The organism is Candidatus Nealsonbacteria bacterium (assembly GCA_011050465.1).
Classification (GTDB): domain Bacteria; phylum Patescibacteriota; class Minisyncoccia; order Minisyncoccales; family RBG-13-36-15; genus RBG-13-36-15.
In genome coordinates, this window is sequence record DRFQ01000008.1 from 19,943 (window position 1) to 41,941 (window position 21,999).

The 21,999-nt window shown below is 37.6% G+C and carries 31 protein-coding genes; 1 reads left to right on the forward strand and 30 read right to left on the reverse strand.

Annotated elements, in window-relative coordinates:
• Positions 1–90 precede the first annotated feature (90 nt).
• From ENH66_01740 to fusA, 30 genes are all read right to left on the reverse strand, one after another.
• The gene (locus ENH66_01740) at positions 91–600 is read right to left on the reverse strand and encodes a hypothetical protein (GenBank protein HDZ54403.1); all 510 of its coding nucleotides are present in this window, start codon (positions 598–600) and stop codon (positions 91–93) included.
• Between the two features lie 31 nt (positions 601–631).
• Positions 632–1,417: a triose-phosphate isomerase gene (locus ENH66_01745; GenBank protein ID HDZ54404.1), complete on the reverse strand. Its 786-nt coding sequence runs from the start codon at positions 1,415–1,417 to the stop codon at positions 632–634.
• A 2-nt stretch (positions 1,418–1,419) separates the two neighbouring features.
• Positions 1,420–1,881, reverse strand: a complete 462-nt coding sequence (locus ENH66_01750) for a ligand-binding protein SH3 (GenBank protein HDZ54405.1) — start codon at positions 1,879–1,881, stop codon at positions 1,420–1,422.
• 181 nt (positions 1,882–2,062) lie between these two features.
• On the reverse strand, positions 2,063–3,145 hold the full coding sequence (locus tag ENH66_01755) for a DUF4931 domain-containing protein (GenBank protein HDZ54406.1): 1,083 nt from the start codon (positions 3,143–3,145) through the stop codon (positions 2,063–2,065).
• Positions 3,142–3,867, reverse strand: coding sequence for a glycosyltransferase family 2 protein (locus tag ENH66_01760; protein ID HDZ54407.1), 726 nt, complete (start codon positions 3,865–3,867; stop codon positions 3,142–3,144). Before ENH66_01760 ends, ENH66_01755 begins: the two co-directional genes overlap by 4 nt.
• A gap of 312 nt (positions 3,868–4,179) precedes the next feature.
• The gene (map, locus tag ENH66_01765; protein HDZ54408.1) at positions 4,180–4,929 is read right to left on the reverse strand and encodes a type I methionyl aminopeptidase; all 750 of its coding nucleotides are present in this window, start codon (positions 4,927–4,929) and stop codon (positions 4,180–4,182) included.
• A complete protein-coding gene (locus ENH66_01770; GenBank protein HDZ54409.1) occupies positions 4,916–5,653 on the reverse strand; it encodes an adenylate kinase in 738 nt (245 codons plus the stop codon). Before ENH66_01770 ends, map begins: the two co-directional genes overlap by 14 nt.
• Positions 5,640–6,926 carry a preprotein translocase subunit SecY gene (secY, locus tag ENH66_01775; protein ID HDZ54410.1) on the reverse strand — a complete coding sequence of 429 codons (1,287 nt, stop codon included), beginning with the start codon at positions 6,924–6,926 and terminating at the stop codon, positions 5,640–5,642. The genes ENH66_01770 and secY overlap by 14 nt, the downstream gene beginning before the upstream one ends.
• Positions 6,927–7,099: 173 nt before the next feature.
• Positions 7,100–7,531 (reverse strand): 50S ribosomal protein L15, encoded by a 432-nt coding sequence (gene rplO, locus ENH66_01780; protein HDZ54411.1) that lies wholly within the window; start codon positions 7,529–7,531, stop codon positions 7,100–7,102.
• Positions 7,532–7,663: 132 nt separating this feature from the next.
• The gene (gene rpsE / locus ENH66_01785; GenBank protein HDZ54412.1) at positions 7,664–8,176 is read right to left on the reverse strand and encodes a 30S ribosomal protein S5; all 513 of its coding nucleotides are present in this window, start codon (positions 8,174–8,176) and stop codon (positions 7,664–7,666) included.
• 33 nt (positions 8,177–8,209) lie between these two features.
• Entirely contained in the window at positions 8,210–8,653 is a 444-nt protein-coding gene (locus ENH66_01790; GenBank protein HDZ54413.1) for a 50S ribosomal protein L18, read from the reverse strand.
• Between the two features lie 43 nt (positions 8,654–8,696).
• Positions 8,697–9,245, reverse strand: coding sequence for a 50S ribosomal protein L6 (locus ENH66_01795; protein HDZ54414.1), 549 nt, complete (start codon positions 9,243–9,245; stop codon positions 8,697–8,699).
• 14 nt (positions 9,246–9,259) lie between these two features.
• Complete coding sequence (locus tag ENH66_01800; GenBank protein ID HDZ54415.1) at positions 9,260–9,649, reverse strand: 30S ribosomal protein S8; 390 nt, start codon at positions 9,647–9,649, stop codon at positions 9,260–9,262.
• A gap of 85 nt (positions 9,650–9,734) precedes the next feature.
• Positions 9,735–9,920, reverse strand: a complete 186-nt coding sequence (locus tag ENH66_01805; GenBank protein ID HDZ54416.1) for a type Z 30S ribosomal protein S14 — start codon at positions 9,918–9,920, stop codon at positions 9,735–9,737.
• A gap of 85 nt (positions 9,921–10,005) precedes the next feature.
• Positions 10,006–10,563 carry a 50S ribosomal protein L5 gene (locus ENH66_01810; GenBank protein HDZ54417.1) on the reverse strand — a complete coding sequence of 186 codons (558 nt, stop codon included), beginning with the start codon at positions 10,561–10,563 and terminating at the stop codon, positions 10,006–10,008.
• A 12-nt stretch (positions 10,564–10,575) separates the two neighbouring features.
• Positions 10,576–10,881: a 50S ribosomal protein L24 gene (locus tag ENH66_01815; GenBank protein ID HDZ54418.1), complete on the reverse strand. Its 306-nt coding sequence runs from the start codon at positions 10,879–10,881 to the stop codon at positions 10,576–10,578.
• Positions 10,882–10,883: 2 nt separating this feature from the next.
• Positions 10,884–11,252 (reverse strand): 50S ribosomal protein L14, encoded by a 369-nt coding sequence (locus ENH66_01820; protein HDZ54419.1) that lies wholly within the window; start codon positions 11,250–11,252, stop codon positions 10,884–10,886.
• A 95-nt stretch (positions 11,253–11,347) separates the two neighbouring features.
• Positions 11,348–11,581: a 30S ribosomal protein S17 gene (gene rpsQ / locus ENH66_01825; protein ID HDZ54420.1), complete on the reverse strand. Its 234-nt coding sequence runs from the start codon at positions 11,579–11,581 to the stop codon at positions 11,348–11,350.
• 43 nt (positions 11,582–11,624) lie between these two features.
• Positions 11,625–11,837 (reverse strand): 50S ribosomal protein L29, encoded by a 213-nt coding sequence (rpmC, locus tag ENH66_01830; GenBank protein HDZ54421.1) that lies wholly within the window; start codon positions 11,835–11,837, stop codon positions 11,625–11,627.
• Positions 11,838–11,905: 68 nt separating this feature from the next.
• Complete coding sequence (locus ENH66_01835; protein HDZ54422.1) at positions 11,906–12,316, reverse strand: 50S ribosomal protein L16; 411 nt, start codon at positions 12,314–12,316, stop codon at positions 11,906–11,908.
• A gap of 17 nt (positions 12,317–12,333) precedes the next feature.
• Positions 12,334–12,987: a 30S ribosomal protein S3 gene (locus tag ENH66_01840; GenBank protein HDZ54423.1), complete on the reverse strand. Its 654-nt coding sequence runs from the start codon at positions 12,985–12,987 to the stop codon at positions 12,334–12,336.
• A 4-nt stretch (positions 12,988–12,991) separates the two neighbouring features.
• Entirely contained in the window at positions 12,992–13,564 is a 573-nt protein-coding gene (locus ENH66_01845; protein HDZ54424.1) for a 50S ribosomal protein L22, read from the reverse strand.
• Between the two features lie 81 nt (positions 13,565–13,645).
• Entirely contained in the window at positions 13,646–13,969 is a 324-nt protein-coding gene (locus ENH66_01850; protein ID HDZ54425.1) for a 30S ribosomal protein S19, read from the reverse strand.
• A gap of 83 nt (positions 13,970–14,052) precedes the next feature.
• Complete coding sequence (locus ENH66_01855; protein HDZ54426.1) at positions 14,053–14,835, reverse strand: 50S ribosomal protein L2; 783 nt, start codon at positions 14,833–14,835, stop codon at positions 14,053–14,055.
• 26 nt (positions 14,836–14,861) lie between these two features.
• A complete protein-coding gene (locus ENH66_01860; GenBank protein HDZ54427.1) occupies positions 14,862–15,143 on the reverse strand; it encodes a 50S ribosomal protein L23 in 282 nt (93 codons plus the stop codon).
• 237 nt (positions 15,144–15,380) lie between these two features.
• A complete protein-coding gene (locus tag ENH66_01865; protein HDZ54428.1) occupies positions 15,381–16,052 on the reverse strand; it encodes a 50S ribosomal protein L4 in 672 nt (223 codons plus the stop codon).
• Positions 16,053–16,260: 208 nt separating this feature from the next.
• On the reverse strand, positions 16,261–16,938 hold the full coding sequence (gene rplC, locus ENH66_01870) for a 50S ribosomal protein L3 (GenBank protein ID HDZ54429.1): 678 nt from the start codon (positions 16,936–16,938) through the stop codon (positions 16,261–16,263).
• A 155-nt stretch (positions 16,939–17,093) separates the two neighbouring features.
• Positions 17,094–17,444, reverse strand: coding sequence for a 30S ribosomal protein S10 (locus ENH66_01875; protein ID HDZ54430.1), 351 nt, complete (start codon positions 17,442–17,444; stop codon positions 17,094–17,096).
• Between the two features lie 83 nt (positions 17,445–17,527).
• Positions 17,528–18,727 (reverse strand): elongation factor Tu, encoded by a 1,200-nt coding sequence (gene tuf, locus ENH66_01880; protein HDZ54431.1) that lies wholly within the window; start codon positions 18,725–18,727, stop codon positions 17,528–17,530.
• A 524-nt stretch (positions 18,728–19,251) separates the two neighbouring features.
• The gene (fusA, locus tag ENH66_01885) at positions 19,252–21,354 is read right to left on the reverse strand and encodes an elongation factor G (protein HDZ54432.1); all 2,103 of its coding nucleotides are present in this window, start codon (positions 21,352–21,354) and stop codon (positions 19,252–19,254) included.
• Positions 21,355–21,482: 128 nt separating this feature from the next.
• On the opposite strand from fusA, the gene ENH66_01890 reads away from it, so the two are divergent.
• The gene (locus ENH66_01890; GenBank protein ID HDZ54433.1) at positions 21,483–21,767 is read left to right on the forward strand and encodes a hypothetical protein; all 285 of its coding nucleotides are present in this window, start codon (positions 21,483–21,485) and stop codon (positions 21,765–21,767) included.
• The last annotated feature ends 232 nt before the right edge of the window (positions 21,768–21,999 follow it).

Here is a 21,999-nt window from a genome sequence, read left to right on the forward strand (position 1 = left end):
TTCTTTAGGCTTTCGCATAATTTAATAAAGCCACCTCTAAGGATGGCGTCTTGGGAGGCTCAAGAACCCTTTTCAAATGGGTCAAAGTAATTAGGAATATCGATCAGCCACTACTGAGGCGGCATAGGCTTCGGGTTTAATTTTAGGCTCAAAACCGTTTCCCCGGATCAACCCAACTACTTCTTTAATCATATCTTTAGTCTCTCCTTGTTCGCCAACATCAGCATGGATATAACGAAATTGATAATTTAAAGAAGGAGATAAATCTCGGATTTTTTTCTCGAATTTTTCTTTCAAGAATAAAGCAAGTTCGCACGACAATAAGACCTCTTCTAAAACGCGCTCTTTCCAGTTGTAAAATTTTCGGTTTTGGTATCTAATTTTTTTAAGAAAAAATCTCCCTCCTTCTCCCCTTCTCAGGACAACTATAGCTACTGGAAAATGTGGCTCCTGGCCAGAAGACGAATCGCACCCAACAATAATATCATAAAACCCTTCGTTTTTTTCCTCCATATATTTGGCCACCTCTTCTATTACTCCGTCAAGGGATAAATTTCCTCGACTGGGATTATAAAAATATCCTTTAAGAAATCTTTCCATATCAAATTTCTATCATATTTAATAATTGTAATCAAGCTCTACTTACATTTTTTATTATTTTGACAAATTCTTGAGGATCCAATGAGGCGCCACCAACCAAAAAACCTTGTAGGTTCGATTTTGCTGTATAACTTAAGGCATTTTGACTATTGATACTGCCCCCATAAAGAATAGGAATTCTCTTGGTTATTTTCTGACTATAAATCTTAGAGATAATTTTCCGAATAAAGATAGCCACCTTCTCTGCCCCTTCTGGCAAACAGGCTTTACCCGTTCCAATTGCCCAAATTGGTTCATAGGCAATAATAACTTGATTAATATCTTTTTCTGTAATTTCTCTAAGGCCTTTTTCAATTTGAGACTTTAAAATCTTCTGGGTTAATCTCTTTTTTCGTTCGTTTTCAGCTTCACCGATACATAAAATTGGCTTTAATTTTACCGAGAGAACAGCTCTCATTTTTCTGTTTATCATCTCATCGGTCTCTTTGAAATATCTCCGCCTTTCAGAATGGCCTAAAATTACATATTGGCAACCTAAATCTTTGAGCATTAGAAACGAAATTTCACCAGTGAAAGCTCCCTTTTCTTCCCAAAAACAATCCTGTGAGCCCAAGGCGAGTCCTCCGAAGCTCGTCTTTCGGTGAGCGAGGGAAGAGCCTCCTAAAATTGATAAATAAACAAATGGTGGACAAACTACTACTTCCGTGCTTTTGTTTTTGATATTTCTTAAGCCCCTTTTGACTGAACTAAAAAGGCGCTTGGCCTCTTGAAGAGTGGTGGGATTACATTTCCAATTGGCAACAATAATGGTTTTCATAGTTAAATTAACTTAGATATTCCTAAGGTTAGAATGATGACGATTATTCCAGCAAGCGAAGACCCAATTATAATTAAAGGCAGGGCTTTTTTAAAGGAAATTCCGAAAACAAAAGCAGCTATAGCTCCCGTCCAGCCGCCAATGAAAGGAATGGGGATGGCTACCAAAATTATAACAGTTAAATTTTTTCCCCATTTTTCGAATTTTGACTGATGAATTTTTCTGGTATGGATAAAAATCCAGGTAAAAAATTGATCGAAAAATCCGAATTTCTTGCTCAGAAACCGAGAAACTGGACTAAAGATAGAAATGATTAAAATTAAGGGTACTAAATTCCCTAAAACCGAAAAAAGATAAGCTGACCAAACAGGCATTTTGTAAACTTCCAAGGCCATAGGAATTGATCCCCTTAACTCAACTACTGGGGACATGGCAATTAGAAAGGTTTTAAGTTCGGGAATCATTGTTTTCTTAAATATTCGGCGGCTCTCTCTGGTTCGATAGTAGAAATCACGATCACACGGTTTCCCCCGACCCCCCCTCTTTTAGATACCTTCGGTTTCTAACGTTTTTGCCCTTCGCTTCGCTCAGGACAAAAGCCTGTTTTTCCACCACGGGGGAAACCGAGATTTCGCCTATCGAACCCTATCTTTGTCTTCGTAAATATTCGGCGGCTCTCTCTGGTTCGATAGTCGAAATCTCTATCTTTGCTCCCATTTCAAACCCAGCCCAAGTTGAAGTTTTTGGCAGAATCGTCCAATGCCAATGGTAATAATCATAATTTTTGCCATCGCAAGGAGCAGTGTGTAAATAAAAGTTATAAGCCGGATCATTCAAGGCTTTATAGAGTTTATTTAAAGCTATTTTAAAGGCTTCGGCTAACTGCTGTTTTTCTTTTTCGGTAATCCTCTCAAAGTAAGAATGGTGTTTTTTAGGAGAAATAATAACTTCAAAAGCAGATTTTGAGGCAAAGGGGCAGATAACTAAAAAATCCTCGTTTTCAAAAATTATTCGTTTTTTAATCTTTATTTCCCATTGAACCATCTGGCAATAGATACATTTTTTATGAACCTTAAAATACTTTTTGGAATTCACCAAGGATCTTTTAAGATCAACGTCAATAAGTGGAATAGTTACAATCTGAGAATGGGGATGGACAATTGTTGCTCCAGCTTCTATGCCGTGATTATGAAAAATAGAAACATAACTAACAAACTTTTCTTTCATTAGTTCCAAATATCTCTGCTGATAAACATCTATTGTTTCTTTCACCTGGCTAATTGAAAACTGGGCTAATTGTTTTTCGTGGTCTCTGGTAATAACCACTTCGTGAAAACCAACAGCGTTCATTGTTTGATATATATTGCCTTCAATTTTCTCGTCGAACTCAGGAGAAGGAATAAAGGCGGGATATTTGTTTGGAATAGAAATGGTTGTCCACCCCGTTAGAAATTTTCTAATTCCTAGCGGGGCCAAATTTTCGAGCTTTTCGTTTGGAGGAAACACTTTTCTACTATTAGAAAAAATAACGGTAGGGATTTCTTGAGTATGAATCTGACAAAATGGACATCGACTCTTTGGAATAGTCTCTTTCTTTCGTCTTTCTTGCTTAAAAGTTTCGAGCCTCCGGGCTCTGCCAGTGGCAATAACTACCCAGTCCCTGGAGACAAGATCTAAACGTAGTTCTGAGGGAAATCTCGATTTTTTAAGTTTTCTCTTTTTTTTCATACCCCGTAGAGTCCTTTGACTGAATTCAATCTTATTTGAATTAAGTCAATTGCCATTCTGATTATTGATTTAAATTTAACTTTGCTTTCGGGGTCATTTTTCCAATGAATGGGAATTTCTTTTATTTTATATCCCAATTTATTCGCAATAACTAGAATCTCTGGATCGAAAGCAAAACGATCTATTTTGCATTTAGGAAAAATCTTCTCGGAAGCCGCTCTTGTAATCCCCTTGAAACCACACTGACTATCTTCAATTTTCCAAAGCCCAATAATTATTTTTCTAAATAATTTAAAACCTTCTCCCAAAATAATATTTCTTATCCAGGGCTGAGGAGGATCTAAAACTGCTCCATTAACATCTCTCGAACCAATAACAATATCGTATCCTTTTTTGAATTCTGGCCACATTCTTTCAACCTGATCAATAGAGGTCGAATTATCAGCGTCAGTAAATACTCGGTATTCGCCTGAAGCAGCTAATATCCCCTGCCTCACCACATAACCTTTACCATGATTTTCCTTATTATCAATTAATCTTAGATTTTTTATTTGGCTTTGCAGGTTTTTAACGACTTCTGCTGTCTTATCTCTCGAACCATCATTAACCACAATAACCTCGTAATCATAGGTTTGTTCTCTTAGGTATTCATCGACTTTCTCTAAAGTTTTGGGTAATCTTCTCGCTTCGTTATAAGCTGGAATGATAACAGATAAATACATTGTTGGATTATTGAAATATTATAGTATTTTTTGATTATAACATTTCTTAGTATAAAACAAAATGGAACGCTCAGTAACTGAAACGCCCCTTTTAAGAGAGGAACTTGAGGAATTAGAAGACGAGTCGGTCTTCCCGTTCACCTGCCGGCATTTTTTGACTTCCCATCCAACAGTAGTCGGAGAGGAAGCGTTCCATAGGCTCCATTGCCTCGAGAACGTCATCGTCCTCATCATTGTCTTATCAAACCTCCTTCTCCCGATCTACCAAATGGCCAAGATTTATGGGATTTTGTGCTGATTTTTTTCTATTTTCTATAATATTTCTGTCAATACTCGCGAACCATCTTTTGTTACGGCAACTGTTTGTTCAAAATGGGCTGAGAGAGAATTGTCTTGAGTTGTGTAGCCGTGGTCATCTTCTGTTTTTTTAAGTTTCCAGCCCCCTATTGTTACCATTGGCTCCAAACAAAGAACCTGCCCTTCTTTTAGTTCCTCGCCTTTGTGCCTTTTTCCATAATTTAAAATTTGAGGATCTTCATGTAATTCTCTACCAATTCCATGACCGCAAAGTTCTCTAACCACATTAAATCCCTGAGATTCAACAAACCTTTGAATAGTATTGCCGATATCACCAACTGTATTTCCTGGCCTAATCTTTTTAATTCCCCTTTTTAAAGCTTTTTTTGTAACCCGAATTAATCTTTGAAATTCAGAATCAACTTTCCCTACTGGCAGAGTAACTGCCATATCAGTATGAAACCCCTTATAGATAAGGCCTAAATCCAAAGAAATAATATCACCCTCTTTCAGGTTTCGAGCAGAAGGAACGGCATGGACAATTTCTTCGTTTATTGAAGTACATAAAACTGCCGGGAAGTTCTGATATCCCTTAAAAGAGGGTTTGGTTTTAGAATCTAAAATCAGGCTTTCCGCACACCTATCTAATTCACGGGTTTGAACTCCTGGCCGAACCTTCTTTTCCAGTTTCTTCATAATTTCTGCCAGGATTCTGCCGCCTTCTGTCATTATTTTAATTTCTTCCGGCGTTTTAATCGTAATCATTTAATGGTTCGGTAAATTTACCATCCTGAGTTGGCCGAAGGATTGCTTTTAAAACATCCTTGAAAACATTTTCTATGCTCTGTCCTCCGTTTATTTTTCTTAGCTTTTCTTGTTTTTTATAATAATTTATTACTGGTATCGCTTCGTTTTTAAATTCTTCTAAACGTTTTTTTATAGAGCTTAATTTATCATCGTGTCTTGCAATAAGCTTCCCTCCGCATTCATCGCATTTATTAATCTTTTTAAAATGGCCCAGCCAAGGAAAAACCCTGCCGCATTTCCTGCACATTCTTCTTTTGGTTAAACGATTAATTGATTCTCTTCTTGAGATATCAACCAAAATAACCCTTGCATATTTTTGCCATTCATACCACTTTATTGCCTCATTAAGGAGTTTGGTCTCTTCCATTTTCCTCGGGCTGCCATCTATTACAAAACCTCGAAATTTTCCTGTGTGTGAACGGTGGGTTTTTTGCTTAAATTTTTCCAGTATATCTACCCAAAGTTTAGAAATAATAAAACTGGGGACCAATTCTCCTCTGCCCATCACTTTTATAAGTTTTTTAGCTGTAAAATCACCCACTTTCTGTCGTCTGCGTAAGACATCTCCGCTACCGAGATATTCGAGGCCAAATTCTTTAACAAGCAATTTGGCTTGGGTTCCTTTGCCAGACCCTGGCGGCCCTAACAAAATAATAATTTTTAATTTTTTAGAAAGTCTCATATTCGCGCATTTGTAACTGGGCTCTAATTTGACGCATAGTTTCGAGAACCACTGACACGACAATTATTAGAGAAGTTCCCCCAACCAAAAATCCAAAGACCGTAATATCGGTTATTGCCTGAACAAGAAAAGGCATCACGGCAATCAACCCCAAAGAAACTGCGCCAATAACCAAGACTCGGTTTAAAATATAATGCAGAAAGTCAGCCGTTGCTCTGCCAGGTCTAATACCCGGAATAAATCCTCCCATCTTTTGTAAATTTGAGGCAATAGATTTAGGATCAAAGGTAACAGCAGTGTAAAAAAAAGTAAAGAGGATAACCAATATAAAATAGATAGACACATAGCCCAAAAGGTTCTGTTGGGGATCGAAAAAAGCGCCTATGTTTTGAGCAATATTACCAACAATTCCCCCTGCCCCACTTAAAAAATTGGCAATCATTCCGGGGAAAAGTAGAATCGATAAGGCAAAGATTATCGGGATAACTCCAGCCGGATTAACGTTTAAGGGTAAGTAAGTAGAAGCACCTCCATACATTTTCATTCCCCTCACTCTTTTGGCATAAGAAACTGGAATATTCCGCCTGGCTTCATTAATTAAAACCACTCCGGCAATAATCAGAACAGCCATTCCAAAGAAGAGTAATAAAGAAGGAATTTGTGCGGGTGTATAGCTAATTGCCAGTTGACGAATATTATTGGGAAAACCAGACACAATGCCAGCGAAAATCATGAGAGATATGCCATTACCTATCCCTTTTTCAGAAATTAACTCACCCAACCACATTAAAAAGACGGCTCCAGCAATAATGGTCAGAATGGCAGTTAAAAGTAATTGAGGCGAAAGGGTTCCTATGACATTCTGCTGCTGAAACAAAGCTAACATTGCATAACCCTGAAGGGCGGCGAAGGGAACAGTTAAAAGACGACCGTACTGATTGAATTTTTGTCGTCCCTGCTCTCCTTCTTCTTTGTAAAGACGCTCAAGTTGAGGAAAAATCATGGTTAAAAGCTGCAAAATAATCACTGAGGTTATGTAGGGACCCAATCCCAGCATGACAATAGAAAGATTGTCGAGGGCACCTCCTGTAAAAATATTTAAAAGACCAAAAAGTTGGTTAGATTCAAAGAACTCTCGCATTCTCTGGGCATCAATCCCAGGAATAGGAATAGTAGCCATTATTCGGAAAATGGCAAAAATTGCTAAGATAAATAGAATCTTATTGCGAAGATCTTTTATCTTAAAAACTTGGATAATTTTTTGATACCACATATCTTTTGATTTGCAGAAGAAATCTCAAATTCTAATATCTAAATATCTAAATTCCAATTTTCTAAATTTTAAATACGTGTTTAGAATATTAGGATTTAGGGTTTAGGATTTGTTTCGAATTTAGAATGCAACCCTCCGGGGAGTCCGCTTTGCGTCCAGCGGATTTCGGATTTTTATTTTATGACGCCGCCGGCTTTCTCAATCTTCTCTTTAGCTTGCTCTGAAACCTGGCATTTCTCAAGAACTAATTTCTTTGCCAGCTTTCCTTTCCCCAAAACCTTAACTTCCGGAGTCCTTCCTTTTATTCTACGAACTAATCTTTTATCGAGCAAGGTTTTAGGAGAAACCACTTCTGAAGACTCAAACTCCTTCTCAAGAGTTTCAACATTAATAACAACCGGCTTCAAGTGTTTACTCTTAAATCTATAACCCCTTAGTTTTGGGTATCTTTTTATTATTTGTCTAATAACCGGCTTAAGCCTTCTTCCCGACCGGGACTTCTGACCCTTAACTCCTCGACCAGAATAAGTTCCTTTTTTTCCGCCACGACCAACTCGTTTCTTCGGTCTTAATTGATGTTTTGGGCCTAATTGATGTAGTTGCATAGTATTAGAAATTATAAATCTTAATATCTAAATTTGAAACCCCGAAGTATAACTCGCTACGCTCGTTAACTGCGGGGCAGGCAATATCCAAATTTTAGAATTTGCTGTGCTCCGAACTTAAATCCGAAGGATTTATGGTTTTGGGGTTTCGAGTTTAGAAGTTCGGATTTCGGGTTTTCGCAGCCGCTCTAATGCCATAATTGTTGCTTTGGCATTATTTAATTTATTCCCTGTTCTTCCTAAGATTTTTGAAGAAATATTTTTTATACCGGCTAAAGTGCAAATTACCCTCACCGTTCCTCCTGCCACCAATCCCCTGCCTTTTCTTTGAGGTTTTAATAAAACTCTAGCCGAAGAATGTTTGGCGAAAACTTCGTGAGGAATGGTATCTTGAAGAATAGGAACGTCGATTAAATTTTTTTTCGCCATTCTAGTTGCTTTTTCGACTGCTTGGGCAACATCTGTACCCTTAGCCACTCCTACCCCTACCTTTCCTTTTTTATTACCTATTATCATTACTGCCCGAAATCGAAAATGCCGGCCACCTTTGGTAACCCTAGTCACTCTCGCTAAATTCAAAAGCTTTGAGTCAAATTCTTTATCTTCTCTAGCCCTAGTGAAAAAAGATTTTCTTGATCCTACCATAATCATATTTTTACCGTATTAAAGAAACAATGATTAGAATTTTAATCCCCCTTCTCTTGCTCCTTCAGCCAGTGCTTCTACTCTACCATGGTAATCAAAACCTCCCCGGTCAAAAACTACCTTTTCAATTTTCTTTTTAAGCGCTCTTTCGGCAATTAATTTTCCAATCTCGTAAGCTATAGCTACTTTCCCTGCCCTGGCTTTTTCTATTTTTGTTTTTTGCCTGCCCCGCACCGAACTTGCCTGCCCCGTAGGAAGCCGAAGGCTTTCCTTTGGGGTTCTGGTGCGGGATCCTTTAAGCTCTTGATCTCTAGCTGAAACCAAAACACTTCCTTTCTCGTCATTAATTAGTTGGGTATAAATATGTTTATTAGAACGGAAGACATAAAGACGAGGCACTTTAGCTGTACCAGAAATCTTAGCCCTTATTCTTTTATGACGTCTATGTCTTTTTTCGAGTCTCGATGATTTAACCATTGTTAATTGCCGGCTGGTAACCCTATTAATTACTAATAATTAGCTATTGGCCCGTTGTTGTTATTGCCCTCTTTCCCACTTTTCTCCTAACAATCTCTCCAAGATATCTTATGCCTTTTCCTTTATATGGTTCTGGGGGCCGGATTTTTCTGATTTTGGCTGAAATCTGACCAACTAATTCTTTGTTGATTCCTGAAATAGTAATAATATTCTTTTCAACTGAAAAATTAATTCCCTCTGGAACTTTTACTGTAACGGGATGAGTGAAACCAACCCGAACAACTAAATCTTTTCCTTCAAGCGAGGCTTTATAACCCAAACCCTCGATTGCTAATTTTTTTTCGTATCCGTTAGTAACTCCTTGAATCATATTGGCAAGAAGAGTCCTTGTTAAGCCCCAGAAAGATTTGGTTTTTTTGGTTTTTCGAGATGGTAAAACAGAAATCTTTCCCTCTTTTATTTCTACCTTAATCTCAGGATGGATCTCATAGAAAAGCTCACCCTTGGGACCTTTTATGGTAACCTTGTGGCCTTCAGTTTTAACCTCCACTCTTTCTGGTATTAGAATTAATTTTTTTCCTACACGTGACATAGATAATTTGCAATTTACCAAATTTCGCAAAGTATTTCTCCTCCTAGTCTTTTTTTTCTTGCCTCTTTCCCGGTCATCAAACCTTCTGACGTAGAAACGATAGATATGCCATATCCTTCCCTTACCGGCTTTAATTTTTTAGTCTTCAAATAAATTCTTTGGCCTGGTTTTGAGATTCTTTTTAATCCAGAAATAACGGAAGTTCCATCATCATATTTCAAAGTAATTTCAATAATTTTTCTTGTTCTCCTCCCTCGCTTCTCGGCTTTCTGGATACAACCGTTTTTTTCTAAAACCTTAGCAATTTCGTATTTTAAATTAGAAAAATCAACATCAACCGTAGAATGTGAAACGGCCTGAGCATTACGTATTCTATTTAACATATCTGTTATGGGGTCGGTCATAAGCGTTTTGCTAAAATAAAATATTAAAAATAAAGGATGAAAGATATTTTTGCGTTTTTATGTTTTGGTTTTTCATTTTTTATCTTTACCATGACGATTTTCGAACCCCGGGTATCTCGCCTTTATTTGCCATCTCTCTAAAACATATCCGACATAAACCAAATTTCCTCATATAACTTCGCTTCCTGCCACATCGAAAACAACGCCTAACGATTCGGGTTGTGAATTTAGGGTTCTTTTTTGATTTCGCAATTTGTGACTTTGTTGCCATATATCGGTGAACAAAAAACAGTAAACAATATTTCGACTAAGAATTCTTTCTCCCTGTTCTCTGTTTCTTGTTCATTGTCCTCTGCTCATTGTTTTATCGGAAATCCAATTAGTTTCAGAAGCTCTAACCCTTGTTCCATTGTTTTGGCGGTAGTGGTTACGGTAATTTCGAAACTAAAAATAAACCTTGTCTTCTCTGGTAATATCTCAGGAAAAGATATTTGCTCTTTAACCCCAATGGTTAAATTTCCTCTTTTATCTACTGATTTTGGATCAATCCCTCGAAAATCACGGGATCGAGGCAAAGCAATATGAATTAATCTGTCTAAAAAATTATACATTTTTCTTTTTCTTAAGGTGACCTTAGCTCCGACTGCCATTCCTTGTCTAATTTTAAAACCAGCGATAGATTTTTTTGCCTTTGTTAAAACTGATCGCTGTCCAGCAATTAAAGACAGATCGTTCAAAATATTATTAAAAACTTTTTTCTGTTCTTCTGAGCTTTTCCCGGTAATCAACTTACCAAAACCAGTATTTAGAATAACCTTCTCAATCTTAGGGACAGCCATGGCGTTTTTGTAGCCAAACTTCTCTTTCATAGCCGGAATAATCTCTTTTTTGTATAGTTCTTGTAATCGAAGCATATTTTTTTATTACTATATTCTTTGTCCACACTTCTTGCAAATCCGATATTTTTCCTTCTCTCCAAGTTTATACCCTATTTTTGTTGCCTTACCGCATTTTGGACAAATAAGCTTGACATTAGAGACGTTCATTGGAGCGACAATTTCTACAATTTGTCCCTTCTCCCCCGATTTTCGTGGTCTGATGTGTTTTTTTCTTAAATTAATTCCCTCAACCATAATTTTCTCTCTCTTCGGAAGAACCTTTAAAACCTTCCCTTTTCTTCCCCTGTCTTTTCCCGAGATTATTAGAATATTATCGCCTTTCTTAATTCTCATATTTATACAAGTTCTTTGGCTAAAGTAGCTATTTTCTCAAATCCCTTTTCTTTTATTTCATAAGGAACAGGCCCAAAAATCCTTCCACCCTTAGGGTTCTTCTTTATATCTAAAATGACAGCTGCATTATCATCGAAACGTATATAAGTACCATTTTTCCTCCGATACGATTTTTTCTGCCTTATGACTACTGCTCTTACTATATCATGTTTTTTAACTGGTTTTCGAGGCTCTGCTTTTTTGACCGCAGCAACAATTATATCGCCAATTTGAGCATACCTCTTCCTCGTTCCCCCTAAAACCCTAAAACACTGGATAATCTTTGCTCCGGTGTTATCAGCTACCCTTAACATTGTTTGAGGCTGAATCATAAGTGTTACCGTTAAAATAAAATAGAAAAGATAAAATATAAAAAATTTTTGGTTTTTAAACTGTATTTTTTATCTTTTATTTTTAATTTTTGGTTTTAGGCCTTGCCGACTACTCGCCATTTTTTTTCTTTGCTTATCGGCCGGCATTCTTCAATAATCACCCTATCTCCTGCTTTATACTCTTTTTTTCCGTCGTGAGCTTTATACTTTTTATGAACCTTATATCTTCTCTTATATTTAAGATGTTTCTTAATGCGTTCAATCTCTACCACTACGGTCTTCTCCATTTTATTAGAAATAATTGTTCCGATTAATTGACGTTTTGGCATACTTCAGTAAACAAAAAACAGTTAACAAAAAACAATGATTTTATTAAGAAGTAATTTGTTTATTGTTCTTTGTTCTTTGTTCATTCAACAAAGTTAATATTTTAGCAATATCTTTTTTTATTCTTCTTGCCTCTCTAACGTTTCTCACTTTTCCTAAAGCTAAATTAAAATGCAATAATCGTAAATGTTCTCTGCTTTCCTGCAAAATTTTGAGCAGTTCTTTCTTGGTTTTTTGATGAAGTTCAGAAATTTTCATCCTGTTAGAAATTTCGATAAACCCCGCTAAAATTATTGAAAATCCCAATAATTTCTAACGGAATTCATTTATCTTTTTACAAATTTTGTTTTTATCGGAAGCTTATCGGTCGCCATTCTAAAAGCTTCCTTGGCTATCTCTTCTTTGATCCCTTCTAATTCAAAAATAATTCTGCCGGGCTTAACTGGAAAAACATAATGAGAAACCGCTCCTTTTCCTCCGCCCATAGGAACTTCGACTCCTTTTTGAGTCACGGGCTTATCAGGAAAAATCCTAATCCAAAGCTTACCACCTCTTTTTAAATAGCGAATGATTGTTCTTCTGGCGGCCTCAATCTGACGAGAAGTAATCCATTTAGCTTCTAATGCTTTTAAACCAAAACTGCCAAAAATAAGTTCTGTTCCTCGAGTCTCGATTTCTCTTCCCCTTGAACGACCCTTATGCCATTTTCGATGTTTTACTTTTTTTGGTATCAATATGGCCATAGTATCAATGTTTAAAACTTATCTCCTTTATAAATCCAAACCTTCACTCCAATTACTCCATAAGCGCAATGAGCTTCGCAGAGTTCATAATCAATATCGGCTCTCAGTGTTTGACGAGGAAGACGGCCCCTTTTTAACCATTCTCGACGGGCAATTTCTGCCCCTCCAAGACGACCAGCAATTTCTATCCTAGCTCCTTTTACTTCTTTGTGAACCATAATTTTATCTAAGGCTCGTTTTAGCACTCTCCGGTGATGAATTCTCTTCTCTAGTTGTTGAGCAACCCATTGGGCAACCAAGCTGGCTTTTAGCCAAGGATTTTTAATCTCTTTAATTTCAATTTTTAATTCTTGTTTTTTGACGCCTTTTTTGGCTGGAATTAAAATTTTTTGTTCTAATGTTCTTTTCAGTTCTTCAACACCCTCTCCTCCTCTGCCAATAATCAAACCCGGCCTCGCTGTCTCGATAATAATATTTACTTTTCCGGGAAATCTTTCAATTTCAATCTTTCCTATGCTGGCTTGGAATAATTTTTCTTTCAAGAACTTTCTAATTTTAAAATCTTCCTTTAAAAACTGAGGAAATTTTTTTTTAGATAGCCAACGAGAATCCCAATCAGCAATCCCTCTTATTCTAAAAATTTTAGGATGGACTTTATGAGCCATATTTTTAGAAGGCTTTTCGCCTAAATATTCTTCTTATTCCTCTTTCTGTTTTGGGTCTAACGGCTTTTATTTCTGTCCTCAATCTTGGTTTCTCGATTTTAGACGCCTTTTCATCTTTCTCGACTTTCTCTTTAATAACCTCGGCTTTCCCGGCACCAGAAATTTCTTTTCGGTGTCGGACTAGCCCTGCATCAGGCTTCGACTTGGTGCGGAATTTCGGTTTTTTTGCTTTCTTTGGTTTTGTCTCAAATTCATCTAAGACAATGATTATATGAGAAGTCTTCTTCTGAATTTCATATGCTTGGCCTCGAGCTCTAGGCTGCCATCTTTTTAATTTCGGCCCTTCATCGACTGTTATTTTTGAAATATAAAGGTTGCCTTCCTCTAATTGAAAGTTATTTTTAGCAGAATCTATGGCTGATTTTAAAAGCTTATCTATAGGCAAACTTGCTCTCTTTGGTAAAAATCGAAGCAATGTCTGGGCCTCAATCGCTTTCTTTCCTCGAATTAAATCAACTACTAATCTTACTTTCCGGGGAGCAATCCTTAAATACCTTAATTTTACGGTAATTGCCATAATCTTTTCTAAATATTTAAGTATTTTAACATTCAAACGAGTTTGATATTTTATAGAAACTCGAACGTCTAGAAATTAAGACTACTTAGACGGTTCTTTTGATGGCTCTGCCTTTACGGTTCCTTTCTGGACTTCTTTCTGTTCTAACTCTCTTTGCATTCTTCCTCCGTGTCTAACGAACTTTGTCGTTGGAGAAAATTCTCCTAATTTATGGCCAACCATGTCATCCGTTACCTGAACAGGAATAAATTCCCGCCCATTGTGAACACCAAAAGTAAACCCAATCATTTCTGGGGTAATGGTACAAGCTCTTGCCCAGGTTTTAATAATGATTTTAGAGCCTGGTTTTAGTTTTTTAAGAAGTTTTTGGTCAATATAAGGACCTTTTTTAAGACTACGAGCCATTGTTACATTGTTAAATTGTTACATTGCTACATTGCTAAACTATTTTATCGGTTTAACAATTTGACAATTTAGCAATTTAACAGTTATCGCTTTTTTCTACGCGATATTATTAATTTATTTGTCCATTTTTTCCTTTTTCTGGTCTTCACTCCCAAGGCTGGCTTCCCCCAAGGAGTTTTCGGATGTTTCAGGCCAATAGGGGCCTTGCCCTCTCCACCACCATGAGGATGATCGGGAGGAACCATTGCTGAGCCCCGTACCGTTGGCCTTTTTCCCTTCAAACGAGACCTTCCGGCTTTTCCAATAACCTGATAAATATGGTCGGGATTAGAAACAACTCCTATGGAAGCAAAACATTCTCCAGAAATTCTCCTAATCTCAGAGGAAGGCATTTCTAAATTGGTATATTTTCCTTCTTGGCCTAAGACACGAGCAGATGTCCCTGCCCCTCTTATGAATTTTCCTCCTCTACCTGGTTCAACTTCAATATTATGAACTAAGGTTCCACTCGGAATATTTTTTAACCTCAAACGATTACCTGGTGAAAGAGAAGTATTCTCTGAAGTAATAATCTCCTGGCCGACTTTTAAATCTTTTGGAGCAAGAATGTAACGTTTTTCATTGTCTTGATACTGTAAAAGGGCAAGAAAAGCTGTGCGATAAGGATCGTATTCTAGGGCGATAACTTTTGCGGGCATATTAAGTTTTGCTTGTCCAAAATCGACAATCCTATAAAGACGTTTAGCCCCTCCTCCACGATGGCGAACGGTTATTCTCCCAGAACTCCCCCTGCCTGCCTTCCTTTTGATAAATAAGAGGAGCTTTTTTTCTGGCTCTTTTTTTGTAAGCAATTTAGAAACTCTCATAAAATTTTATTTAAATATTCTATTCTTTATCTTGGCAGAACTTCAATTTTTTGTCCTTCCTTAATTTTTACAATTGCTTTTTTATATCCTTTCCGCCACCCTGCAGTTCTTCCCAGCCTTCTTCTTTTTGGGGGAATATTAATAATTTTTACCGACACTACATCAACATCGTAAAGACCTTCGACTGTTTGCTTAATTTCTACTTTGTTAGTCTCTTGCCAAACCTTAAAGATGTATTTATTTTCCTTGGTAAGATCGGTTGCTTTTTCTGTGACATGGAACGCTTTCAAAACTTTATAAGCCTGAATAAACTTTTTCTTTCTCTTGGTTCTTAGTTTTTCAACTGTCGGAACTTTCTTTTTGTCCTTTTTCTTTTCTTTTTCATCGGCCTTAGGTTTCTTTGGTTTTTCTTTTGCTTCTTTTTTTTTCTTGCTTTCTGTGGCCTTGGCGAAGGAGGGTTTTTCTTTTTTCTTAAAAATATCTAAAATTGCCATAAATTCAGTGAACAGAGAACAGTGAACAGAGAACAACAATTTTCGCGCCTTTTATAAAGATAATTTTGTTCTTTGTACTTTGTGCTTTGTGCTTTGGTTTAGAAATGTTTCTTTAATTGTTTTTATTGTTTCTTTTGGCATTATTAAATATTTAGAAGAAAGCAGATCGAACACATTTAGATTTCTAGCTTCCATTATTTGCAATCCTGGAATATTTCTTCCAGCTCTCAATATCTTTTCATCTTTCTTTGGTAAGGCTATTAGAGCAGATATTTTCGGGGAAAGTATTTTTCTAAAAATATTTAAAATCTCTTTTGTTTTAGGTTTTTCTAGCTTTAAATCGTCTAAAACAATAATTAATTTTTCTTTAGCTTTGGCAGATAAAACTATTAATAAAGCTTTCCTCTTCATTTTTTTATTAATTTTCTTTTTAAAAACCCTGTCTTTGGTTGGGCCAAAAGTCACTCCTCCTCCTCGCCATATAGGAGACCTTATTGAACTTGCCCTAGCACGACCTGTCCCCTTTTGACGCCAGGGCTTTCTTCCTCCGCCCCTCACCTCTCCTCTTCCTTTGGTATGAGCAATGACTCTTCTTCTATTTGCCATCTGAGAAACTAATACCTGATGAACCAGGTCAAGGTTAATTTTAATATCGAAGATCTCCTTTGGAAGTAAGACCTGGCCGATTTTTTCACCATTTTGGTTGTAAATTTCAATTTTCATTTTCCTACGAATTACGCTGTCGCATTAAGCAACTCCACGTAGTGTTGATATTGATGAATCTACGAATGTCCTTAAGGCGAGGGAATCAACTTTCGGGACCATCCGCAGCGAATTAGCATGGTGTCGCTGAAGGCGACTAATTCACGAGGACATGAGCGAGCTTCTCGCTGGGAATCTCGCGTGTACCGAAAGTTGCATTCCCGAGCACCTATCCTCTAATTTCAATTAATGTTCCTTTTCTGCCCGGAATAGCACCTGTAACAACAAGTATATTATTTTTAGAATCAACTTTTGCTATTTTCAAATTTTTAACTGTTATTCTTTCTGATCCCATTCTGCCCGGCATTTTTCTGCCTTTAATAACTCTTTCTGGAAAAGAAGATCCCACAGAACCCAAAGTTCTGGCTTCGTGCTTTACACCGTGAGAAGCTCCCCTACCCGCAAAACCCCATCTTTTTACTGCTCCTTGGAAACCTTTACCCTTGGAAATTCCAGAAACTGAAACCTCATCTCCCTCTTCGAAAATTGAAACGTCAATAATATTACCGACTTTGTATCTTGAAATATCTATATCACCTCTAAATTCTCGAATATATCTAAATGGTTTTTGTTTTTGTGGTTTTTTTACTTTTTTCTCTTTTAATTTTTGGAATCCAATCTGAATTGCCTCATAGCCATCTATGCCTCGTACCGAATTTTCGCTGGTACGGGGTTTCTTGTCTTGTAGCTCTCTCTTGGCGATGCTGTTAGGCTCCTTTGTTTTTATCTGTAAAACCTGGCAAGGACCGGCCTCAATTAGAGTAACCGGTATTACATTCCTTTTTTCATCAAATATTTGGGCCATCTTTAGTTTTTGGCCTAAAATAAATTTCATATTTATGAACAATTTTATAAACAATTGAAAACCGGGCATAGCCCGGTCTTCGTCCATGGCTATTTAAGATTAATCAATAATCTAAAGAAATATTTTTACCATTTTAGTTAAAATATATTCTGGTAAATTTACTCTTACAATTCCTTTATGATGCTTCTATGCTTTTATTACATTTTGATTTCGATATCAACTCCGGCGGGCAGGTTCAGGTTCATTAAAGCATCAATAACTTTTGGATTCGGATTTAAAATATCAATTAATCTTTTGTGAATCCTTGTCTCAAATTGTTCTCGGGCATCTTTATGAATAAAAGAAGACCGATTGACCGTATATTTATGAATTTCTGTCGGAAGGGGAACGGGGCCTAAAACTTCTGCATCATAACGTAAAGCGGCCTCAACGATCTGTCGAGCACTGCTGTCTATTACCTTGTGATCATAGGCTTTCAGCTTTATTCTTAATTTCGACTGAAAGCCATCTTTGGTTTCTTGAGCTCCCCGTTTTCCTTTTGCTATCATCTTAAAAGAACGAATAAAAAATTAACAGGTAGAAATAACAGAAATCGTAACAAAATTGTCAACGGTTTCAACGTTCAGGCTTATTATTTGATTATCTTTGTTACTACTCCAGCTCCCACGGTCTTGCCCCCTTCTCTAATTGCAAACCTCTGTTTCTCCTCAAGGGCAATCGGAGCAAGCAATTTAATCGTTAAATTAACCGTATCACCAGGCATAACCATCTCTGTTCCCTTGGGTAAGACCACGTCTCCCGTAACGTCGGTAGTCCGGAAATAAAATTGAGGTTTGTAACCAGAAAAGAAAGGGGTGTGACGACCTCCTTCTTCTTTGGCCAAAACATAAATCTCTGCATCAAATTCGGTATGAGGAGTAATTGAACCTGGTTTAGCTAGAACTTGGCCTCTTTCAACGTCCTCTTTCTTTAATCCTCGGAGTAAAATTCCAACATTATCTCCTGCCATCCCTTCATCCATAATTTTGTTAAACATTTCGATACTGACTGCTACTGTTTTAACGGTTGGGCGAAGACCTATCAACTCTACCTCTTCATTAGAATGAATCACTCCTCTCTCTATTCTTCCAGTCGGAACTGTTCCCCTGCCAGCAATAGAAAAAACATCTTCAATAGCCATTAAAAATGGTTTATCTGTGTCTCTTTTGGGATCTGGAATATAATCGTCTAAAGCCTTCATCAGTTCTAGAATAGGCTTGACTGCTTCATCATCAGCAGAATCTGCCTCCAGGGCTTTTAAGGCCGACCCTTTAATTATTGGAATCTCATCTCCCGGAAAATCATACTTTTTTAAAAGTTCTCGTACTTCAGATTCTACTAAAGTAATCATCTCTTGATCATCAACGAGATCGCATTTATTCAAGAAAACAACAAGAGAAGGTAATCCCACTTGTTTGGCCAATAAAATATGCTCTCTGGTTTGAGGCATGGGGCCATCAAGAGCTGAAATCACTAAAATGGCTCCGTCCATCTGGGCAGCTCCCGTAATCATGTTTTTAATGTAGTCAGCGTGTCCTGGGCAGTCAATGTGAGCGTAATGTCTCTTCTCTGTCTCGTACTCGACATGACAAACGTTTATAGTTAAACCTCTGGCTTTTTCCTCGGGAGCAGAATCGATTTCTTCTATTGATTTTTTTGAAGCCCTGAAACCTTTTGATCCTAAGGTTTTCAAGATGGCGGCTGTAAGGGTTGTCTTGCCATGATCAACATGACCAATGGTTCCCACATTAACATGAGGTTTTACTCTCTCAAATTTTTCTTTTTCTGCCATAACATCCAATAAACAGAGAGCAGAGAACAGAGAACGGAATGTTCATTGTTCATTGTTCATTGTTCATTGTTAAATTAGCTTATATTACTATTCTATTAATTTTTAGAAAATAGTCAACCCTTCATTAGGTAAAAATCTGATTCGAGTAATTTATACCAAAGATTAAGTACTTGGTCAACCCCGTTAGAAATTTTACATTTACATAAATCATCGTAACTCATTGACATAACCAAAAGGGATTGCTTTTACTATCATCTTGGTATTAAGAATTTCTAACGGGGTCAACAGATTGCCTGTGGATTAATTCTATTTCCTACGAATTACGAATCATTACGAATATACGAATAAGTGAAGCAACAAGTCTTCAAAGTAGCCTTCGGAAGCGGCTGAGCATGGTCACGCCGAAGGCGGGTCAGCCGCTGAGAAAGCAGACCCAAAAAATCTCGGGCTTCGACTGAGCTCAGCCGAATGTCCTGGGATTTTGAGGGTCGGTACTTTGAAAACTTCGTTGCCGAGCGCTCTATCTAACGCCTTTTTCCTTCAATTATCTCTTGAGCAATATTTCCCGGGACTTCTCCGTAGTGATCGAATTCCATCGTAAAACTTCCGCGACCTTCACTCACTGAACGAAGAACGGTCGCATAACCAAACATTTCGGCTAAAGGAACTTTTACATCGATAACTTTCAGATTAAGCCGGTCTTTTGTTTCCTCAATTTTTCCCCTCCTCGCACTTAGGTCTCCTGTTACATCGCCGAAAAATTCTGAAGGACAAACCACCTCTAATCGCATTATTGGTTCAAGTAAAATTATTTTTGCTCTTTTTGCCGCTGATTGAAAAGCGATAGAGGCTGCAATCTTAAAAGCAACCTCTGAAGAATCGACTTCGTGGAAAGAACCGTCATATAAAACTACCTTTAAATCAACCATTGGATAACCGGCTATCACCCCTTTATCCTTGGCCTCTTGCGCTCCTTTCCTAACTGCTGGAATGAACTCTTTAGGAATAATTCCTCCTCTGATTTCATCAATAAATTCAAACCCCTCCCCCCTTGCCTTGGGTTCTAATTTTAACCAGACATGTCCATACTGACCTCTTCCGCCCGATTGCTTAATATACTTACCCTCGGCTTCAGCCGTACCTTTTATCGTTTCTTTATAAGCTACCTGAGGCCGTCCTACGGAGGCTTCCACTCCAAACTCTCTCTTCATCCGGTCACTAATTATTTCCAAATGTAATTCCCCCATGCCTGAAATAATCGTTTCGCCGGTTTCCAGGTCTCCCTTTACTTTAAAAGTAGGGTCTTCTTCAGATAACTTCTTTAGAGACAAACTCATTTTTTCTTGATCAGCTTTGCTTTTTGGCTCAATTCTAATAGAAATAACAGGCTCTGGAAAAGTAATCTTTTCTAGAACAATCGGATGATCAATGTCGCAAAGAGTGTGGCCGGTAGCAGTATTTTTAAGACCGACTGTTGCGTTAATCTCGCCGGTATAAATTTCTTCAATCTCTTCGCGAGTATTAGCGTACATTCTGAGGATTCGGCCAATTCTTTCCTTTCCTCCGCTAGTCGGGTTAAAAACATAAGAACCTCTCTTTAAAGAGCCGGAATAAACACGAAAGAAAGTTAAAGTGCCAGCATAAGGATCGGTCGCAATCTTAAATGCTAGGGCTGAAAAAGGAGCTGAGTCTGAAGCTTCTCTTTCAATCTCTTTACCGGTCTTTGGGTCGGTTCCCTTAATAGGGGGAAGATCAATGGGGCTGGGAAGATAATCACAAATAGCATCAAGCAAGAGCTGAACTCCCTTGTTTTTTAGAGCTGACCCGCAAAAAACAGGAATAAGCTTATAATTTATGGTGGCTGTCCTTAGAATTTTCTTCAAATCACCAACTGAAATTTCTCTGCCAGCTAAATATTCTTCTAAAAGTTTATCGTCCTCTGCAACAATTTTCTCAACCAATTTATCTCTCCACTCTTTAGCTTTTCCTTGAAGATTTTGAGGAATTTCAGCTTCTACTATCTCTTGGCCAAAATCGCCTTCGAATCTCAGGGCTTTCATGGTTAAAAGATCAATTACCCCTGCGTGTTGCTCTTCTTCCCCAATCGGCAGTTGAAGAGCTACAGCATTGGGAGATAACTTTTCCCAGATTGATTCTAGGCTTTTTTCAAAAGAAGCACCGGTCCTATCTAATTTATTTATAAAACAAATTCGTGGAACTTTAAATTTATCAGCTTGGCGCCAAACTGTTTCTGATTGAGGTTCAACTCCTGCCACTCCGTCAAAAACAACCACTCCGCCGTCTAAAACCCTCAAAGACCTTTGAACTTCGGCCGTGAAATCGATGTGACCGGGAGTATCAATTATGTTTATCCGACATTCGTTTTCTTTTTTTCTCTCTAACCCCTTGGGAATCCAGAAACAAGTGGTAGCCGCGGATGTAATAGTAATTCCTCTTTCTTTCTCTTGAACCATCCAGTCCATAATTGCTTTACCGTCATGAACCTCGCCAATTGAATGAGAAATCCCGGTGTAAAATAAAATTCGCTCGGTCACTGTGGTTTTGCCGGCGTCAATATGAGCAATAATACCAATATCTCTAACTCTTTCTATGGGATATGTTCGCATACGCTCAAAATAAAATGTTAAAAATAAAAAACTCTAATTTATTTGTCAAAGAAATTTTGTCCTTGACAAAAATTTAATAATATATTTATATAATTATTGGTACACAATGCCAGGAAAGAGGTTATAACATGGCCAGACGAAGCAAAAAGGAAGTCGATCTTGAGAAGGTGGTAGTTGAATACCTTAACCGTCTCAAGGTGCAGATAAGTATCACCAATCCTACCTTCATTTTTTTTCTTGAGGGACTCATGAAATGGATTTCTGATAATTGGGACTGGGAAAGGGTAAAGAGAGCAAAGGTCAACTTCCATCCAAAATTAGGTTCTATCTTAACCAATTTAATTAGGGAGGGAAAGCTGGAACTTTATATAACTCCCGAACACCGTATTCACTTTGGGCAATCGTCCCACTAACCCCTCCTCCACCGCCCCAAAGGCGTCGTTCATTCGACGCCTCTTTTTGTTTCCCTACAAATTACGAATCAGTGCGAATATACAAAAAATAAGTTAGTGAGGAAATTGACCCCGCTCCTATGCCTATTGAGATACGAATGAAACAAAAAAATGAATTAGACTTAAATTCCTATCATTAATCGTCCACCTCAAGTTTTAGGGGCGGGGTCATATTTCCGAACGTTTACTTTGA

Coding starts and splice junctions, on each gene's coding strand:
- ENH66_01740 (HDZ54403.1), bottom strand. CDS start 600: ATGGAAAGATTTCTTAAAGGATATTTTTATAATCCCAGTCGAGGAAAT.
- ENH66_01745 (HDZ54404.1), bottom strand. CDS start 1,417: ATGAAAACCATTATTGTTGCCAATTGGAAATGTAATCCCACCACTCTT.
- ENH66_01750 (HDZ54405.1), bottom strand. CDS start 1,881: ATGATTCCCGAACTTAAAACCTTTCTAATTGCCATGTCCCCAGTAGTT.
- ENH66_01755 (HDZ54406.1), bottom strand. CDS start 3,145: ATGAAAAAAAAGAGAAAACTTAAAAAATCGAGATTTCCCTCAGAACTA.
- ENH66_01760 (HDZ54407.1), bottom strand. CDS start 3,867: ATGTATTTATCTGTTATCATTCCAGCTTATAACGAAGCGAGAAGATTA.
- map (HDZ54408.1), bottom strand. CDS start 4,929: ATGATTACGATTAAAACGCCGGAAGAAATTAAAATAATGACAGAAGGC.
- ENH66_01770 (HDZ54409.1), bottom strand. CDS start 5,653: ATGAGACTTTCTAAAAAATTAAAAATTATTATTTTGTTAGGGCCGCCA.
- secY (HDZ54410.1), bottom strand. CDS start 6,926: ATGTGGTATCAAAAAATTATCCAAGTTTTTAAGATAAAAGATCTTCGC.
- rplO (HDZ54411.1), bottom strand. CDS start 7,531: ATGCAACTACATCAATTAGGCCCAAAACATCAATTAAGACCGAAGAAA.
- rpsE (HDZ54412.1), bottom strand. CDS start 8,176: ATGGTAGGATCAAGAAAATCTTTTTTCACTAGGGCTAGAGAAGATAAA.
- ENH66_01790 (HDZ54413.1), bottom strand. CDS start 8,653: ATGGTTAAATCATCGAGACTCGAAAAAAGACATAGACGTCATAAAAGA.
- ENH66_01795 (HDZ54414.1), bottom strand. CDS start 9,245: ATGTCACGTGTAGGAAAAAAATTAATTCTAATACCAGAAAGAGTGGAG.
- ENH66_01800 (HDZ54415.1), bottom strand. CDS start 9,649: ATGACCGACCCCATAACAGATATGTTAAATAGAATACGTAATGCTCAG.
- ENH66_01805 (HDZ54416.1), bottom strand. CDS start 9,920: ATGGCAACAAAGTCACAAATTGCGAAATCAAAAAAGAACCCTAAATTC.
- ENH66_01810 (HDZ54417.1), bottom strand. CDS start 10,563: ATGCTTCGATTACAAGAACTATACAAAAAAGAGATTATTCCGGCTATG.
- ENH66_01815 (HDZ54418.1), bottom strand. CDS start 10,881: ATGAGAATTAAGAAAGGCGATAATATTCTAATAATCTCGGGAAAAGAC.
- ENH66_01820 (HDZ54419.1), bottom strand. CDS start 11,252: ATGATTCAGCCTCAAACAATGTTAAGGGTAGCTGATAACACCGGAGCA.
- rpsQ (HDZ54420.1), bottom strand. CDS start 11,581: ATGCCAAAACGTCAATTAATCGGAACAATTATTTCTAATAAAATGGAG.
- rpmC (HDZ54421.1), bottom strand. CDS start 11,837: ATGAAAATTTCTGAACTTCATCAAAAAACCAAGAAAGAACTGCTCAAA.
- ENH66_01840 (HDZ54423.1), bottom strand. CDS start 12,987: ATGGCTCATAAAGTCCATCCTAAAATTTTTAGAATAAGAGGGATTGCT.
- ENH66_01845 (HDZ54424.1), bottom strand. CDS start 13,564: ATGGCAATTACCGTAAAATTAAGGTATTTAAGGATTGCTCCCCGGAAA.
- ENH66_01850 (HDZ54425.1), bottom strand. CDS start 13,969: ATGGCTCGTAGTCTTAAAAAAGGTCCTTATATTGACCAAAAACTTCTT.
- ENH66_01855 (HDZ54426.1), bottom strand. CDS start 14,835: ATGAGAGTTTCTAAATTGCTTACAAAAAAAGAGCCAGAAAAAAAGCTC.
- ENH66_01865 (HDZ54428.1), bottom strand. CDS start 16,052: ATGAAAATTGAAATTTACAACCAAAATGGTGAAAAAATCGGCCAGGTC.
- ENH66_01875 (HDZ54430.1), bottom strand. CDS start 17,444: ATGATAGCAAAAGGAAAACGGGGAGCTCAAGAAACCAAAGATGGCTTT.
- tuf (HDZ54431.1), bottom strand. CDS start 18,727: ATGGCAGAAAAAGAAAAATTTGAGAGAGTAAAACCTCATGTTAATGTG.
- fusA (HDZ54432.1), bottom strand. CDS start 21,354: ATGCGAACATATCCCATAGAAAGAGTTAGAGATATTGGTATTATTGCT.
- ENH66_01890 (HDZ54433.1), top strand. CDS start 21,483: ATGGCCAGACGAAGCAAAAAGGAAGTCGATCTTGAGAAGGTGGTAGTT.